The organism is Streptomyces sp. NPDC007905 (genome assembly GCF_042959345.1).
Lineage (GTDB): Bacteria > Actinomycetota > Actinomycetes > Streptomycetales > Streptomycetaceae > Streptomyces.
In genome coordinates this window covers 44032-59162 of the sequence record NZ_JBIBKS010000013.1, presented here as the reverse complement: position 1 = coordinate 59162, position 15131 = coordinate 44032, and the positions used below count along the sequence as shown (strand labels likewise).

Genomic DNA, 15131 nt, shown 5'->3' with positions numbered 1-15131 from the left:
CGCCCCCTAGGTTCTGTCGTTCGGCGACAGGGCCTGGCCTTCCTCCCCCCACCCGAAGTCCCCCAGCGCCTCCAAGTTGTGCAGGGCCAGGGCTGCCGGGCCGTCGGGGCCTGTCGGCGAAGAGGTCGTGGTGGCCCAGGATTCGACGGCCACCCGGACTGCCGCGCCGGCGACCGCTGCCGCGAAGCGGAGGTGAGGGGGGATCCGGGCCGGGTCGGCAACGTTGTCGCGGGGAGCGGCGGACGCTTCCACGGGCGGTGACAACCGTTCCGCCAGGATCTCCGCGAGCGCTCCCTCCGATGCCTGGCAGACCTCCGCCCAGACCTTGCGCAGAGCGGGACTGGCGTCGGCCAGGCGGATCAGGGTGCGGACCCATTCCCAGGACGATGCCGACACACCGGCGCCGGGAGTGAGGGTGTGGTGGACCGCGTGGCGCAGGGCCTCCGGGACGGTGAGGGCGGCCGGGGCCTCGCGCACCGCCTGCGTCCAGCACTGGGCGCCTGCCGCGTAGAGGGGTGCCACCGCCTCCTCCTTGGAGGCGAAGTAACGGTAGAAGGTGCGCGGGGCGATGCCCGCCGCCTGGGCGATGTCCTCGGCGCGGGTGGCGCGCAGGCCCTGGCGGACGAAGAGGGCCGCCGCCGCGCGGGCGATCTCCATGCGGGTCTCCGCCTTACGGCGCTCGGTGAGGGACACCGTGGAGGTGGCGGGAACAGGCTGGTGGGGGGTGTTGCCGGTAGTGCTGGGGGTGCTCACCCCGGCAGGCTATGCCGATGTGGCAGAATCTGCCATCCGGTGGGCCGCCCCGGGGTTCAGGTACGGGGTGGCCCGTCGGATCCAGCGTGTCCGCCGCTTCCAGCACCCCTGGCACCTGCACCGACCCCACCGTCCCGTCTCCGCGCCACCCCGGCAACACCGAAAAGCCGGGCTCCGGCGCCCGGGGGGGGGTAGGCGCCGAAGCCCGGCTCTGGGAAGGTCCCGGCGCCGGGGGGGATTGCGTCGGGACGTGGCTCACTTGCCCGGCCGGGCCGGGTGTCGGCCGAGCCGGATGTGGGGTGTGTGCGCAGGGTGGGAGTGCGGTCCTGGGGCCCAACTCCTGGGCCCTGAAGGGTTTTTCCCTCGGACCCCGGAGTTGAAGCGGCGGTACCTCGCCATGTTTGCGCCGTCTTTCGCCACCGGGCGTACGCGCACGGCGGGCTCGTACGCCCGTTACGCCGCCGCGTCGAAGCCGGTCTGGCGGGCCAACTTCTTCAGTTCGAGCAGCGCGTGCTTCTCGATCTGGCGGATGCGCTCGCGGGTCAGGCCGTGCTCCTTGCCGACCTCGGTCAGCGTGCGCTCCCGGCCGTCCTCGATGCCGTACCGCATCTTGATGATGGAGGCCGTGCGCTGGTCCAGGCGGCCGATCAGGTCGTCCAGTTCCTCGCTGCGCAGGAGGGTGAGGACCGACTGCTCCGGGGAGACCGCGGAGGTGTCCTCCAGGAGGTCGCCGAACTGCGTCTCGCCCTGGTCGTCCACCGGCATGTTGAGCGAGACCGGGTCACGGGACCAGTCGAGCACGTCGGTCACGCGCTCCGGCGTCGAGTCCAGCTCGGCGGCGATCTCCGCGGGCTCCGGCTCGCGCCCGTTCTCGCGGTTGAACTCGCGCTGGACGCGGCGGATACGGCCCAGCTCCTCCACCAGGTGGACGGGGAGCCGGATCGTGCGGGACTGGTCGGCGATGGAGCGGGTGATGGCCTGCCGGATCCACCACGTGGCGTACGTCGAGAACTTGAAGCCCTTGCGGTAGTCGAACTTCTCCACGGCGCGCACCAGGCCGGCGTTGCCCTCCTGGATCAGGTCGAGGAGCGGCAGGCCGCTGCGCGGGTAGCGCCGGGCCACCGCCACGACCAGGCGGAGGTTGGAACGGATGAAGACTTCCTTGGCCCGCTCCCCGGCGGCGACCAGGGCGTGCAGCTCCTCGCGGGTGGCGTCCGTCGCGGACTCCTCCTCGCCTTCGAGGACCTGCCGCGCGAACACACCCGCTTCGATGGTCTGGGACAGCTCGACCTCCTTGGCGGCGTCCAGAAGCGGCGTACGCGCGATTTCGTCGAGGTACATGCCGACCAGGTCGCGGTCGGCGGTCTCGCCGCCACGGGCGCGAACACTCCTTGCCGAGTCGACCGTCTCGCCGGCGGCGGACTGACGACGGGCGACGGCACGGGTAGCCATGCGTGCTCCCTTGCGATGGTGGGCTGGCGGGTGGTCCTTATGGACGCTCGGCACTCCGGGGACTGTCTCTGGGACTCTCCTCGAGTGCCCTGCATCCGTGGGAAACAACGACTGGAATCCGGACAGAATTCCCAACCCGCCCCCCAATTTTTCTGATCATGCAGTACCCTGTCGGCCACACGGGGAGGCCTGATGTCGTCCGGACGTACAGAGGTGCAGGTCAGACCGGGAGTCGAGGGCGACCTCGACGCCCTCACGGCCCTCTACAACCACTACGTACGTGAGACGGCCATCACATTCGACACGGCGGTCTTCACTGCGGAAGAGCGCCGCCCTTGGCTGCTCTCCCACCCGGAAGACGGTCCGTACCGCCTGATGGTTGCCACGGACGCGGACTCTCAGGGGATTCTGGGGTACGCCACATCCAGCCCTTACCGGCCGAAGCCCGCGTACGCCACATCCGTGGAGACCTCGGTGTACGTCGCCCCGGACGCCGGCCGCCGCGGGATCGGCACACTGCTCTACGACGCCCTCTTCAAGGCCCTGGCCGACGAGGACGTCCACCGAGCCTACGCCGGTGTCGCCCGGCCCAACGAGGCCTCCGAGCGGCTGCACGCCCGCTTCGGCTTCCGGCACGTCGGCACGTACCGGGAGGTCGGGCGCAAGTTCGGCCGCTACTGGGACGTGGCCTGGTACGAGAAGGACCTGTAGTCCGGCCGGGTCAGCCGAACTGCACCGACCGCTTCGCCAGCCCCATCCAGAACCCGTCGATCACCGACGTCTGGGCGTCCAGCTCGCCGCCCGCCTCCGCCGCGCCCATGGTCACGAACAGCGGGGCGAAGTGTTCGGTGCGCGGGTGGGCGTAGCGGCCGGCCGGGGCCTTGCGGAGGAAGTCCAGCAGGACGTCCCAGTCCCGGGCCTCCAGGGCCCGCCTGCCCCAGTCGTCGAACTCGGAGGACCAGCTCGGCACGCCGCCCGCGTGGCGCAGGGCGGCCAGGTTGTGCGTGAAGAAGCCGGAGCCGACGATCAGCACCCCCTCGTCGCGCAGCGGGGCGAGCTTGCGTCCGATGTCCATCAGGCGGACCGGGTCGAGGGTGGGCATGGAGATCTGCAGGACCGGGATGTCGGCGGCCGGGAACATCTCGACCAGGGGGACGTAGGCGCCGTGGTCGAGTCCGCGGTCGGGGATGTCCTGGACGGGGATGCCGGGGGCGCGCAGCAGCTTGCGCACGGACTCGGCCAGCTCGGGCGCGCCGGGGGCGGCGTACTGGACCCGGTAGTAGTGCTCGGGGAAGCCCCAGAAGTCGTAGACCAGGGGAAGGGTCTGCGTGGCGCCGAGAGCGAGGGGTGCCTCCTCCCAGTGGGCGGAGACGATGAGGATCGCCTTGGGACGCGGCAGGCCGGCGGACCAGGCGGCGAGCTGGCCGGGCCAGATCGGGTCGTCGGCGAGCGGCGGGGCGCCGTGACTGAGGTACAGGGCGGGCATGCGCTCCTGGGTGGCGGCGGACATGGCGGCGGCTCCCAATGCTTCGATGCGCATCACACGGATGCTGATACTCGGATGTTTTAACTCTCAAGCTTTACCGGCAGCGTACGCCCGAATTGTTCAAATTTCAAGGAGATGCCCCGTACAGTGGGACACATGAACACGGCTATGGACTCCGCCGGCCGGCACCGCTGGCTCACCGACGAGGAGCAGCGCGTCTGGCGTGCCTACCTGCATGCCACCACCCTGCTGGAGGACCACCTCGACCGGCAGCTGCAGCGCGACGCGGGTATGCCGCACATCTACTACGGCCTGCTCGTCGGCCTCGCCGAGGCACCGCGCCGCCGGCTGCGGATGACCGAGCTGGCGAGGAACTCGAAGATCACCCGCTCCCGGCTGTCGCACGCGATCGCGCGGCTGGAAAAGAGCGGCTGGGTCCGCCGCGAGGACTGCCCCTCCGACAAGCGCGGCCAGTTCGCGGTGCTCACCGACGAAGGCGCCGAGGTGCTGCGCAGGACCGCGCCCGGCCATGTGACCGCCGTGCGGCAGGCGCTGTTCGAGCGGCTGACCCCGGAACAGCGGAAGACCCTCGGCGAGATCATGGAGATCGTCGCCGAGGGCCTTCAGCCCAACGAAGCGGGTGCGGACCTGCCCTGGCTCCGCTAAGTCACCGTACGGACGCTCAGTGGGCGACCACCGGCACCGGTACGTCGTCCTGCACGCTCTCGCCGGAAGCCGTCGGGGTGGTGTCCGGACGGCCGGCGTTGACGAAGCCCACGACGATCACCGCGGCGAGCACCAGCATGCCGGCGGCGAACCAGATGGCGTTGGTGTAGCCGTGCACCTGACCCTGCAGCTGGACCAGCTCCTGCTGCGACCGGGAGGTCGCGCCGGCGATGTGGTCCTTGATGTAGGCGGTCGTCGCGGAGGCGGCGATCGTGTTCAGCAGGGCCGTGCCGATCGCGCCGCCCACCTGCTGCGAGGTGTTGACCATCGCGGAGGCGACACCGGCGTCCCGGGGCTCGACGCCCAGGGTGGCCAGGGACATGGCCGGCATGAACGCCGTACCCATGCCGAGACCGAGCAGCAGCATCGCCGGCAGGATCGTCGAGGCGTACGACGAGCCGATCTCCAGCTGGGTCATCAGGAGCATGCCGACCGAGGCGACCAGGAAGCCGGGGCCCATCAGCGCCCGCGCCGGGACACGGGTCATCAGGCGGGTGCCGATCTGGGTGGAGCCGGCCATCATGCCCGCGATCATCGGCAGGAACGCGAAGCCGGTCCTGATCGGCGAGTAACCCTTGACGACCTGCAGGTAGTAGGTCAGGAACAGGAAGGTACCGAACATCGCGATGATCGCGATGCCGAGGGAGAGGTAGATGCCGCCGCGGTTGCGGTCGGTGACCACGCGCAGGGGCAGCAGCGGAGCCTTGACCCTGGCCTCGGTGACGACGAAGGCCAGCAGCAGGACGGCCGAGGCGATGAACAGGCTCACGGTCACGGCGTCGCCCCAGCCGTCGGACTCGGCGCGGGTGAAGCCGTAGACGAGCGAGACCAGACCGAGGGTGGACAGGACCACGCCCGGGATGTCCAGCGGGGAGCGGTTGCGGCCGCCCTCCGGCTCACGGATGACGAAGTACGCGCCGAGCGCGGCGACCGCGGCGAAGGGGATGTTCACGAAGAACGTCCAGCGCCAGTCCAGGTACTCGGTCAGCACACCGCCGAGGATGAAGCCGACGGCACCGCCGCCACCGGCGATCGCGCCGTAGATGCCGAAGGCCTTGGCGCGCTCCTTGGCGTCCGTGAACATCACGGCGAGCAGGGAGAGCGCGGCGGGCGCCAGCATGGCGCCGAAGACGCCCTGCAGGGCGCGGGCGCCGAACATCATGGCGCCGGTGGTGGCGGCGCCGCCCAGGGCGGAGGCCCCGGCGAAGCCGACCAGGCCGATGACGAAGGCGCGCTTGCGGCCCCACAGGTCGGCCACGCGGCCGCCGAAGAGCAGCAGGCCGCCGAAGGCGAGGGCATAAGCGGTGACGACCCACTGGCGGTTGCCGTCGGATATGCCGAGGTCCTGCTGGGCGGAGGGCAGGGCGATGTTCACGATGGTGGCGTCGAGGACGACCATCAGCTGGGCGAGCGCGATGAAGACGAGCGCCTTCCAGCGGTTGGCGTCGCCGCTCCGTGCGGCGGCGCCGGGAGCCTTGAGGGCTGTTTCGGACATGGGGATACCCACTTCGGGACTTCGATGACGGAAAAAGGGCAGAAAAAGCAGAAAAAGGGAACAGTGGGGTGCGGCTCGCCGACCGTGAGGCCGGAAGCCTGCCGTGTGGTGGGACCGCTGTGCTGTGCGGAACTAAGCGGTCGCGGGAGTGGTAGGGGAGAGGGTCAGGACTGACGCAGCTCCTTCATGGTCACCGCCGTGCCCGGCAGGGCGGAGCGGGCCGGGGCCCGCAGCCCGTCCAGGAACAGCTGCAGATGACGGTGGACGAAGCGGTCGCTGAACAGGCAGTCCGTACCGGCCGGGGGCCGGCTGAGCTGGGCCACGGCGATCATCAGATCGCCGACTCCGACGTCGGTCCTGAGCTGCCCGGCCGCCTTGGCGCGGCTCATGACCTCCTCGACGAGCTGCTCGACGCGTTCGCGGGACGCTTCCAGGTCGGGGTGGTTCTGGTCGAAGGCGCTGGAGATCATCGGGCACAGCGCGCTGATCCGCTCGTCGGCGGCGGCGTGCACGAAGCGCTCCAGTGCGGCGAAGGCGTCCCCGGTCTCCGCGAGGGCCTGCTCGGCCGCCCCGGCCGTGCGGTCCATCACGGAGCAGACGACCTCGCGGACGAGGGCGTCACGGTCGGGGAAGTTGCGGTACACCGTGGCGTTGCCGACGCCGGCCCGGCGGGCGATCTCGTCGAGCGGCACGTCCGGGCCGTGCTCGACGAACATCTCCCGGGCGGCGGTGACGATCCGCTCCCGGTTGCGCAGGGCGTCGGCGCGGGGCCGGGGCGCCTTGCGCGTGGGGACTGCGGTCTGCACGGCGTACTCCTTGGGTCGATCGGGTCATGGGCGCGTCCGAGGCGGTGGGGCGATCGCCGTGAGGTGATCGCCGTGGGGTGATCGCCGTGGGGTGATCGCCGTGGGGTGATCCGCGGAAGGACTCCCTTGATCGCCGTGAGGTGATCCGGGGAGCCCTTCCCCGTTTCGCTCGGACACAGGTCTAAACGGGGAAGGGTTCCCCGGTTATTTCCACCGCCGGAAAGAATTCCCGTGACCTGGGTCACACCTGTCGAGCGCGCTTGCCACCCTCCCGCGCCGCGCTTTCCCACGATCGGTCTCCTCCAGCGCGCGCCCTCCACCCCTTCGACACAGGGTGATCGCAAAGGTGCAGCCGGTGACCGGCGGCTGCCGTGGAGCGGAAGGTCCATGCATGCCGCAGTCGCCCCGCCGCCGCATACGCCCGCGCCGCGTGGCCGCCCTCGCCGCGGTGACCGTCCTGACCCTCGCGGTCAGCACCTCGGCCGGGACCGGGCATCTGACGGCGCCCACCACCGCCGGGCCCATAGGCCTGGCCCGCTCCTCCGCCCTCTCGCCCTGCATCATCCGCGGCGGCCTTGACGTGCAGATGACGGAAGGCTTCCCTACCCCCGCCGGTTACTCCCACTCCACCGGCACGGTCCACGCCCTGACCCTGATGGTCGACTTCTCCGACGCGCCGGGGCAGGGCAGCGCGCTCGACCGCTTCCACGAGTTCTTCCCGCAGACCCAGGAGTGGTTCCGCTCGGCGTCGTACGGCCGTCTCGACTACCACCCCGAGACCCCCATCACCTCCTGGCTGCGGATGCCGAAACCCTTCAAGGCGTACGGCATAGAGCGCGGGGCCCCCTTCGACCCCGGGTACCGGGACCTGGTCCAGGACATCGTGGCCGCCGCCGATCCCGACGTGGACTTCCGCTCGTACGACCTGCTGAACGTGCTGATCACCCCGAACGCCGGCCCCTCCGCCCTGGACACGGTGCTGTCCGTGACCTTCGCCGGCAACTCCGACGCCCCGATCGCCGACGGCGTCCCCATCGCCAACGCGTCCTTCGTCTACTCCCGCCAGGACGACGGCTCCGGCTCCTACGCCCGCACCGGCTACCGCGTCCTGCCCCACGAGAACGGCCACACCTTCGGCCTGCCCGACCTGTACACGCAGGAGGGCGGGAGCGCGGTCGGGCACTGGGACATCATGAGCGAGGACTGGGGGGCCAACAACGACCTGCTCGGCTGGCACAAGTGGAAGCTGGGCTGGCTGGACGGCACCCAGGTCGGCTGCGCCGCGGGCCCGGGCAGCGTCGAGTACACGCTGACACCGCTGTACAAGGAAGGCGGCGGGAAACTCGTCATCGTGCCGATCGACGCACGGAGCGTGTACGCGCTGGAGCTGCGCGCACCGGGCGGTAACGACGAGGTGGTGTGCCAACCGGGCATCCTCATCTACCGGGTCGACTCCACGGTGGACACCGGACGCGGCCCCATCACGGTCTACGACGCCCACCGCAACAGCGGCGGCTGCACCCGCAGCCCCAACGTCCACACCGAACTCTCCGACGCCCCGTTCACCCCCGGCGAGACCTTCAAGGACCCTCAGCACAGCATCACCGTCGTGGTGCTGAGCGGGGACCCTGCCGGGGCTTACCGGGTACGGGTGACGCGCGGTTAGGTGCGGGGTGTCGGCGGTGGCGCACGCGGGGCACGCGGCAGGGGGGCGGCCGCGCCGGAGTCGTCGCCGGGCCGCGTCCTCCTGGCGGACACCGACGAGCCCCTGCCCCCCGCCCTCGCCGAGGTCCGCGCACAGGGCTACGCCCTGACCGACGAGGAGCTGGAGTCGGGCCTGCGCGCCATCGCCGTACCGGTACGGGACCGGACCGGCCGGGCGGTCGCCGCGCTGAACGTGGCCACGCACGCGGCCCGCCGCACCCTGGAGGGCTGCGTCCAGGACCTGCTCCCCGCGCTCCGCGCGACCGCCGACCCCATCCAGACGGACCTGCACACCGCATCCCGCTTCCCCCGGGTCACCCCCTCCTGACCCGAGATCATCCGCTCACGTCCCGGCCCCCGATCCGGTACCCTGTGGACCGAGTGCCGCGCCTTCGTAGCTCAGGGGATAGAGCACCGCTCTCCTAAAGCGGGTGTCGCAGGTTCGAATCCTGCCGGGGGCACACGATGAAGGGCCAGTTCCGAGAGGTGATCCTCTGGAACTGGCCCTTTGCTGTGATCACGGCCGTGCCACACCCGTGCCACAACGTCCACTACGGGTCCACGTCACCCCGCTCTTTTCGGATCATCAAGGCTCGCTTCGCTCGCTGGTACGGCGGCCAACGGCGCTCTTGGATCATCGCCAACCCGACCGCCGCACCCTCCGCCCAAGCGCATCAACGGCCGCGCCCGACCCCCACGCCACCGCCACCACGATCCGGCCTCAGGAAGAGAAAGACGCAACAGCAGCTCGATCCCAACGACCCGCCCGGGGGCACCGCGCACCCCTTTCCACCCGGTTGCCTACACCAGTAGATCGGATCAAGACCCGAGGGGCCGCGCCAAGCGCGGCGGCGCCGGCCGGTCGCCGCCGCGCCGCCTCATCTGTCTTCGCCACCGGCCGCACGTCGCCGCCCGTCCGTCGCCGCACGCAGCGGCCACATTCCAACACGGGCACGGGGGCGAGCGGTGATCCCCAACGGTGCAGGTCAAAGACGCTTTGTGTTACCGCAAGAGGCCGGATCGTGGTAGCGGCGGCATGCGAGCCGATGCTGCCAGATGCGCGGGCGTTCGTACGGCCCGCTGATCCACGCACCAGGCCACCGGCCGGACGGCGGGCGCAGCCATGAGAAGGGGAACCCCTCTGTGGCTGAGGCGGTCGGCTCCGCGACTTTAGCCAGCCACTTTGGCGCGAGCCTCGAAGATCATGGCCCCAACGTCGTGCTTTAACGGGCAGGTCAACAGGCTGCCCGACGCGCCGGAAGCTTACGGGGCCATGATCACTCGCGCCAAAGCAGCTCCCGGCCAAAGTCGCTACGCCGACCGCTTCGTCTGGTGCGACCCGCACATGGAAAACGCCTTGGTGAGTCTTCGGTAGCAGATGAGGGTGCAGGTGATGCCGGTGAAGGCCAGGAAGTGGTCGGCCCGCACTCCCATGCACGCCTCCTGGTATCATGCAATGCATGGAACCTGGCGTTGCAGGTAAGACTGATGCGGGCAAGGCTGAGAGTCAACTCCGAAAAGGGGTGCTGGAGTACTGCGTTCTGGCTCTGCTGCGAGACGGCCCCCGCTATGGAGTGGAGCTGTTGGGCGTGCTCGGAGCTGTGCGTGTCATGGCGACGAGTCAGGGCACGATCTACCCCCTGCTCGCGCGGCTGCGGCGTGACGGGCTCGTGGACACCAGTTGGCAGGAGTCGCCCAGCGGGCCACCCCGCCGCTACTACGCCCTCACGACCTCGGGGCGCACCGCACTGGAGGAATTCACCACCATCTGGCCGTACTTCCGTGATGCCGTCGACAGTTTCATCGCCGATATACCAGGAGATTCAGCGTGAAGACCACCGATCACCCGCTCGTGACAACGTACCTGGCCACCGTGGCGCGCGAGGCGACCGGACTCAGCCCCGAGCGCAAAAGCGAACTGCTGGCCGATCTGACCGAACACATCGCCGTGGCCCTCGCAGAAGAGACCACCCCAGGCGACGACGGCATACGCGTAGTGCTTGAGCGTCTTGGTGACCCCTGCACGATCGTGGCAACCGCTCAGGGGGAAGAGCCGCCGGTGCCGCCTGCGAGCCGATGGCGCACCATCGCCCCTCTCGTCCTTCTGCCGATTGCCGGTCCAATGCTGGTGGTCACCCCTCTGGTCGGCGGCATCGCCCTGATCGCGGGGACGGTGCTGCTATGGATCGCGCCGCGGTGGCGGACCCGGGACAAGGCGGCCGGGATGGGGACGACACTGCTGGCGCCCCTCTGCATCGCCCTCGCCGGCCTCACTGCCGCTACAGGCTCGATGCACCCGTACGCCTGGGAGCTCACCACGATGGTCGCCGCCGCGCTCCTCTCAGCGTTCGCCTGCGCACACCTGTACCGAGCCGCACGCCGCAGTTCCTAAACCAACCGACAGGTTCGGTGGGCTGAGCCTCAAGGCCCGTGCCATCCCCGCGTATTGGTGGTTGCTTCGGTGGTGCAGGGGGTCAGCCTTGGGGCCCGGGTTCTCCTTCATCCGACTGAGACGGCGGGAACAGCGGGGAACCACGGCGCGCAGCCCAGGAACGCGCAGGTCAGCGTTTGCCAGCTCAGGCGGGATCCGCATACGCGATCTTCCAAACTGGTGCTGTACAGCAGCGAAGTACAGCAACCTCACCGGCCAGTGGCGACCGTCCGCGTCCCCAGCCGCCCGCCTTACCAGCCCAGGAGACCTCAGCGACCGCCATGCCCGTAGTTCGCATCGAGGAGTCGTGGCGCGGTCCGCGGGCCGTGCCACACCCGTGCCAGAACGGACGGGGACTCACGGTGACTCGCGGTACACCGGGGCCAGTTGCCCTGGATATTGACCTAGCCGGGGAACCCGCAGGTCACGCCGGTGATCGCCCAACCTCGCTCCTAAAGCGGGTGTCGCAGGTTCGAATCCTGCCGGGGGCACCATGCCTGAACAGGCACGATGGATAGAAAAGCCCCTCGGAGTCGCCTCCGAGGGGCTTTTTGGCCTTGCATGGGAACGAACATGGGAACGCGCCCTCGGGCACCATCCCGCGTTGGAACCGTGGGTGGCTCCCCCGGAGTCCCCATCTCGCACGGCCGCCGGTGGCACGCCCTCCGTCCGCATCGGCGCCCTCGAGTCCGACAAGCCCCTGCACTCCTCCTCCGCAACGTCGTCTCCGATCGCCTGCTGCCTCGCTTCCAGGCCGATCCCGTCTACGCGAAGCACCCGCACCCGCTGCCGAGACCGACTCCCAGGCCGGCAGGAACCGGCCCGCGCCAGAACCGTAGGCCCGGACAGAGCCCGCCGGGGCCCGGGACAATCGCGCCCGTGTCGGAAGGGTTACGCCTGGCCGGAGCTCAGGGCGGTTTCCGCGTCCTGGCCGCCCCAGCTGTCGGGGGTGCGCCACAGGACGTGGACCCCGAAGACGCCGTACAAGGTGTCGGCCGACCAGTCCTCGGCGGGCGGTTCGGAGAGCACCAGATAGAGGCGGTCGGCAGGAGCGGGCAGGGTGTGGTTGATCTCCAGGAGGCGGGTGGCTCCCGAGCGGAGGTCGGCGTAGGTGGAGCGGCCGGCACCGAGAACCTCGTAGAGGAAGTGGCCGTCTTCCGCGATGCGGCTGACATCGATGACCGGGGAGTCGGTCGGCTGCAGGTCCGCCCAGAGCAGGGCCGCCTTGAGGGCATGGCGCACCGCCTCGTGCTTCTTGCACGTGCGGTCGGCGGCCGCCGCGGTCTCCAGCGAGTGCAGAAGCCCCTTTGCGGGCGCCGGCGTGACGGGCATGTCTTCGGCGGGGGTCACGGGCTCGGCTTCCTTCTGCTTCGACTGCTGTTCAGCGGAGGCGGGTGCGTGGTCGGTTTCGGGTTCGCCCATGGCGCCCCGGCGGTGCTGGAGCGCCTCCCGGGCTTGGTCCAGGGCCTGGGCCCAGCCGGCGCGTGCCAGGTCCGCCTGGAGTCGGTTCACGTCCAGGTCGTTGTCCTTGAGCATGCGGTTGGTGTGCGCCGCGAGGTCGCGCAGGAGGCTGAGGCGGTGCTTGTCCGGGCATCCGAGCACCCGACGCACGTCCACCCAATCCGCCTGGTCGCGGCGGAGGACGCGGTTGGCCATGCCCTTGAGCTCGGACAGGCGATCACGGGCGTTCTCCGGAATGGTTCCGTCACCGTTGGTCAGGTCGTCGAAGACGCCGAGCGCCGCCACGTAGCGTTCCGCCATTCTCGGCGAGATGGGCTGGCGACCACGCTGGTCTCCGGTGAGCAGGCAGTGGTTCGTCTCGTGGGCGAACACCCAGCAGTCCAGTTCCTCACCGGGGCGCGGGGGCACCGAGCCGTGGCGGACGGTCAGGACCAAGGGGACGTCGATCGCGGGAGACAGGGCCTTGACCCGGTACCGGCCACCAGGTGCCCGGCCGATCACGCGGACTCGGATGTCCGTACCGATCTCGGGGACGTCATCGTCTGCCATGGCTGGTTCGCCTTCGGTGGGTGCGGGTTCGGTGCTGCTGCCGTCGGTGTTCGTGAGGGCCGCCGGGAGCGGGGAGGTGTGCAGGACGGTCAGGCTCTGGGTGCTGCGGGTGAGCGCGACGTACAGCTGGCGCAGGCCGGCCGGGCCGCGGTCGGCGATGGTGGCGGGTTCGACGACGAGGACGTGGTCGTACTCCATGCCCTTGGCCTGGGCGGCAGCCAGCACGGACACCGCCTCGCGTTCCTGCTCGGTGATGCCGTCGGCCAGGTCCAGGTGGCGGCTGATCTCGTCGAGCCAGCCGGAGTCGTCGGGGACGATGACCACCACGGAGCGCAGGGTCTGTCCGTCGCTGGTGCCGATGAGGCGGGTGGCTTGGGCCACGGTGTCGTCGAGGAGTTTCCACGGGTCGGTCGCGACCGTCCGTACGGCGCCCTCGCCCGCCGCGCGCACGGCCTGCGGGTACGGCAGTGTGGGGGCGATGGTACGGGCCAGGGGGGCGACGAACTCCATGACTTCGGCCGGCACGCGGTAGCTGGTGGTCAGCTCGGCCACGCGCCAGTCGCCGTGGTCGGACAGGAGGGTGCCGAGGCGGTCCCAGTCGGTGTGGGTGTGGGGGCCGGTGGCCTGGGCGAGGTCGCCGAGGATGGTCATGGAGCCGTGCGCCGCGGAGCGCCGGCGCAGGGACCGGGCCTGCATGGGTGTCAGGTCCTGTGCCTCGTCGACGACGATGTGCCCGTACCGTTGCGGGGTCTCCCCGGTGATGAGGTACCGCAGTTCTTCGAGGCAGACGTGGTCGTCGAGCGTCCAGGGATCGGCGTCGGCCTTGTCAGCCCGGGGGCGGTGCACAGCGGCCCGCTCCGCGGCGTCGAGAATGCCCTCGGAGCAGGTACGCAGGAGATCTTCCGAGTCGTAGAGGGTGCGGAGGGCTTCCCTGGCGCCCGGCGACGGCCAGGCACGTTCGATCAGGCGCTCGACTTGACGGTTGCGTTCCAGGTCGCGGCGGATCGTGTCGTCGCGGCTGCGGCGAGGGGCGACGGCGACGAGTTCCCGCAGCAAGCGGTCGACGAACAGGCCGCGGAAGCGGTCGCGGCGCTCACGGTAGGAGCCATCGCCCTGGCGCACGTCCTCCAGCAGGGCGAGCACCTCGGAGCGCGGGACACGCAGGGTCGTGCTGCCGACGGTGACGGTGAGCTCCGGCTTGGCCCCCTCGTAGGAGGGAGTGGTGGTGAACTCGTCGACGGCCTCGGGACGGCACTCGCCCTCGACGCGCCGCCGCAGGACGGCCGCCATACGCTCATCGGACTTCACCAGCCGCGCCTGGAGGGTGTCGGTGCCGAGGATCTCGCCATCCCACAGGCGGGTCACCTGCACGGCGTTGACGTTCCTGGTGCCGAGCGTGGGCAGCACCTGGCTCACGTAGTCCAGGAACCGCTGATGGGGGCCGACGACGAGGACGTCCTGGGCCTTGAAGTGCCCGTTGTTGACGAGCCAGGTCACGCGGTGCAGGCCGACCGCCGACTTGCCGGTACCCGGGCCGCCCTGCACGACGAGGATGTCGGAGGGCGAACCGGTGACCAGAGCCATCTGGTCACGGCGGATCGTCTCGACGATGTCCCGCATGCTGCCGCTGCGAGAGCGCTGAAGCTCGCGCAGGAGGAAGTCGTCGGGCTGCAGGGGCCGTTGGCGATGGAGGCGGGCGATGTCGGCCGGGGTGAGGACGGGCGGCCGTGCCTTTTCCGGCTGCTGTACGTCGGTGGCGGAGTCCGCGGCCGCAGACTCCGGATCGGCGTTGTCCGCGGCCGGCCGCGGGGCGGGGACGGCGACGGAGATGTCGTCGGCATAGCCTTCGACGACGCGCTGCGTGCAGTGCAGCCGCCGCCGCAGGAGCACCTCTCCCGGAGCGTCCGGCAGCGCGTCGAGCCACTTCTTCGCGAGCGCGTTGGTCCACTCCACGACGACGGTATCGCGGGTCTGGACGTCGGAAACGGCACGCCGGCCGACGTACCAGACATCGGGCTCCCCGCCGGGGCCGTCCTGCACGTCTACGCGGCTGATGACCAGCGATGCGTTGCCGAGACCTCCGTAAGCCGCGGCTCGCTCCTCGGCCGCGAGACGGTTGGCGACGCTGTCCTTGCCGCTCGCGGAGGCCGAGGCGACCGACCCCCCGGTCAGTTCGGCCAGCCGCGCGGCGTAGCAGTCGTAGGCGCGGTCCACCGCCTTCTGCTCGATGGCGATGATCTCGTCGCGCGTGGTGGTGCCCATGTGTAT

13 protein-coding genes and 1 tRNA gene are annotated in these 15131 nt (G+C 70.2%); 7 read left to right on the top strand and 7 right to left on the bottom strand.

The window, feature by feature from the left end; translation table 11 throughout:
• Nucleotides 1-6 precede the first annotated feature (6 nt).
• Both ACFZDC_RS23240 and ACFZDC_RS23235 read right to left on the bottom strand, forming a co-directional pair.
• Nucleotides 7-657, bottom strand: a complete 651-nt coding sequence (locus ACFZDC_RS23240; protein WP_391326928.1) for a TetR family transcriptional regulator — start codon at nt 655-657, stop codon at nt 7-9.
• A 549-nt stretch (nt 658-1206) separates the two neighbouring features.
• Entirely contained in the window at nt 1207-2205 is a 999-nt protein-coding gene (locus ACFZDC_RS23235; RefSeq protein WP_391326635.1) for a sigma-70 family RNA polymerase sigma factor, read from the bottom strand.
• Between the two features lie 192 nt (nt 2206-2397).
• On the opposite strand from ACFZDC_RS23235, the gene ACFZDC_RS23230 reads away from it, so the two are divergent.
• On the top strand, nt 2398-2916 hold the full coding sequence (locus ACFZDC_RS23230; protein WP_391326634.1) for a GNAT family N-acetyltransferase: 519 nt from the start codon (nt 2398-2400) through the stop codon (nt 2914-2916).
• 10 nt (nt 2917-2926) lie between these two features.
• Here ACFZDC_RS23230 and ACFZDC_RS23225 read toward each other — a convergent pair whose 3' ends face one another.
• Nucleotides 2927-3715 (bottom strand): dioxygenase, encoded by a 789-nt coding sequence (locus tag ACFZDC_RS23225; protein ID WP_391326926.1) that lies wholly within the window; start codon nt 3713-3715, stop codon nt 2927-2929.
• A gap of 132 nt (nt 3716-3847) precedes the next feature.
• Here ACFZDC_RS23225 and ACFZDC_RS23220 point away from each other — a divergent pair, with 132 nt between their 5' ends.
• Entirely contained in the window at nt 3848-4357 is a 510-nt protein-coding gene (locus ACFZDC_RS23220; protein ID WP_391326632.1) for a MarR family transcriptional regulator, read from the top strand.
• Nucleotides 4358-4373: 16 nt separating this feature from the next.
• Here the strand turns inward: ACFZDC_RS23220 and ACFZDC_RS23215 are convergent, their stop codons facing one another.
• Nucleotides 4374-5912: a DHA2 family efflux MFS transporter permease subunit gene (locus tag ACFZDC_RS23215; RefSeq protein ID WP_391326630.1), complete on the bottom strand. Its 1539-nt coding sequence runs from the start codon at nt 5910-5912 to the stop codon at nt 4374-4376.
• 164 nt (nt 5913-6076) lie between these two features.
• Nucleotides 6077-6718, bottom strand: a complete 642-nt coding sequence (locus ACFZDC_RS23210) for a TetR family transcriptional regulator (RefSeq protein ID WP_391326628.1) — start codon at nt 6716-6718, stop codon at nt 6077-6079.
• A gap of 391 nt (nt 6719-7109) precedes the next feature.
• Between ACFZDC_RS23210 and ACFZDC_RS23205 the strand changes: the two genes are divergently transcribed.
• The 3 genes from ACFZDC_RS23205 (at nt 7110) to ACFZDC_RS23195 (ending at nt 8883) form a co-directional block, all read left to right on the top strand.
• Nucleotides 7110-8384: a M6 family metalloprotease domain-containing protein gene (locus tag ACFZDC_RS23205; RefSeq protein ID WP_391326626.1), complete on the top strand. Its 1275-nt coding sequence runs from the start codon at nt 7110-7112 to the stop codon at nt 8382-8384.
• Nucleotides 8385-8750 (top strand): IclR family transcriptional regulator C-terminal domain-containing protein, encoded by a 366-nt coding sequence (locus ACFZDC_RS23200; RefSeq protein WP_391326624.1) that lies wholly within the window; start codon nt 8385-8387, stop codon nt 8748-8750. It begins immediately after the preceding gene.
• Between the two features lie 60 nt (nt 8751-8810).
• Nucleotides 8811-8883: transfer RNA gene (locus ACFZDC_RS23195), tRNA-Arg, on the top strand.
• 850 nt (nt 8884-9733) lie between these two features.
• On the opposite strand, the gene ACFZDC_RS23190 is transcribed toward ACFZDC_RS23195, so the two are convergent.
• Nucleotides 9734-9856, bottom strand: a complete 123-nt coding sequence (locus ACFZDC_RS23190; protein ID WP_391326622.1) for a hypothetical protein — start codon at nt 9854-9856, stop codon at nt 9734-9736.
• A gap of 26 nt (nt 9857-9882) precedes the next feature.
• Between ACFZDC_RS23190 and ACFZDC_RS23185 the strand changes: the two genes are divergently transcribed.
• Together ACFZDC_RS23185 and ACFZDC_RS23180 are read left to right on the top strand one after the other, a co-directional pair.
• The gene (locus ACFZDC_RS23185; protein WP_391326620.1) at nt 9883-10254 is read left to right on the top strand and encodes a helix-turn-helix transcriptional regulator; all 372 of its coding nucleotides are present in this window, start codon (nt 9883-9885) and stop codon (nt 10252-10254) included.
• On the top strand, nt 10251-10814 hold the full coding sequence (locus tag ACFZDC_RS23180; protein WP_391326618.1) for an HAAS signaling domain-containing protein: 564 nt from the start codon (nt 10251-10253) through the stop codon (nt 10812-10814). Before ACFZDC_RS23185 ends, ACFZDC_RS23180 begins: the two co-directional genes overlap by 4 nt.
• Before the next feature lie 930 nt (nt 10815-11744).
• Here ACFZDC_RS23180 and ACFZDC_RS23175 read toward each other — a convergent pair.
• A complete protein-coding gene (locus tag ACFZDC_RS23175) occupies nt 11745-15125 on the bottom strand; it encodes an AAA family ATPase (RefSeq protein WP_391326617.1) in 3381 nt (1126 codons plus the stop codon).
• Between the last annotated feature and the right edge of the window lie 6 nt (nt 15126-15131).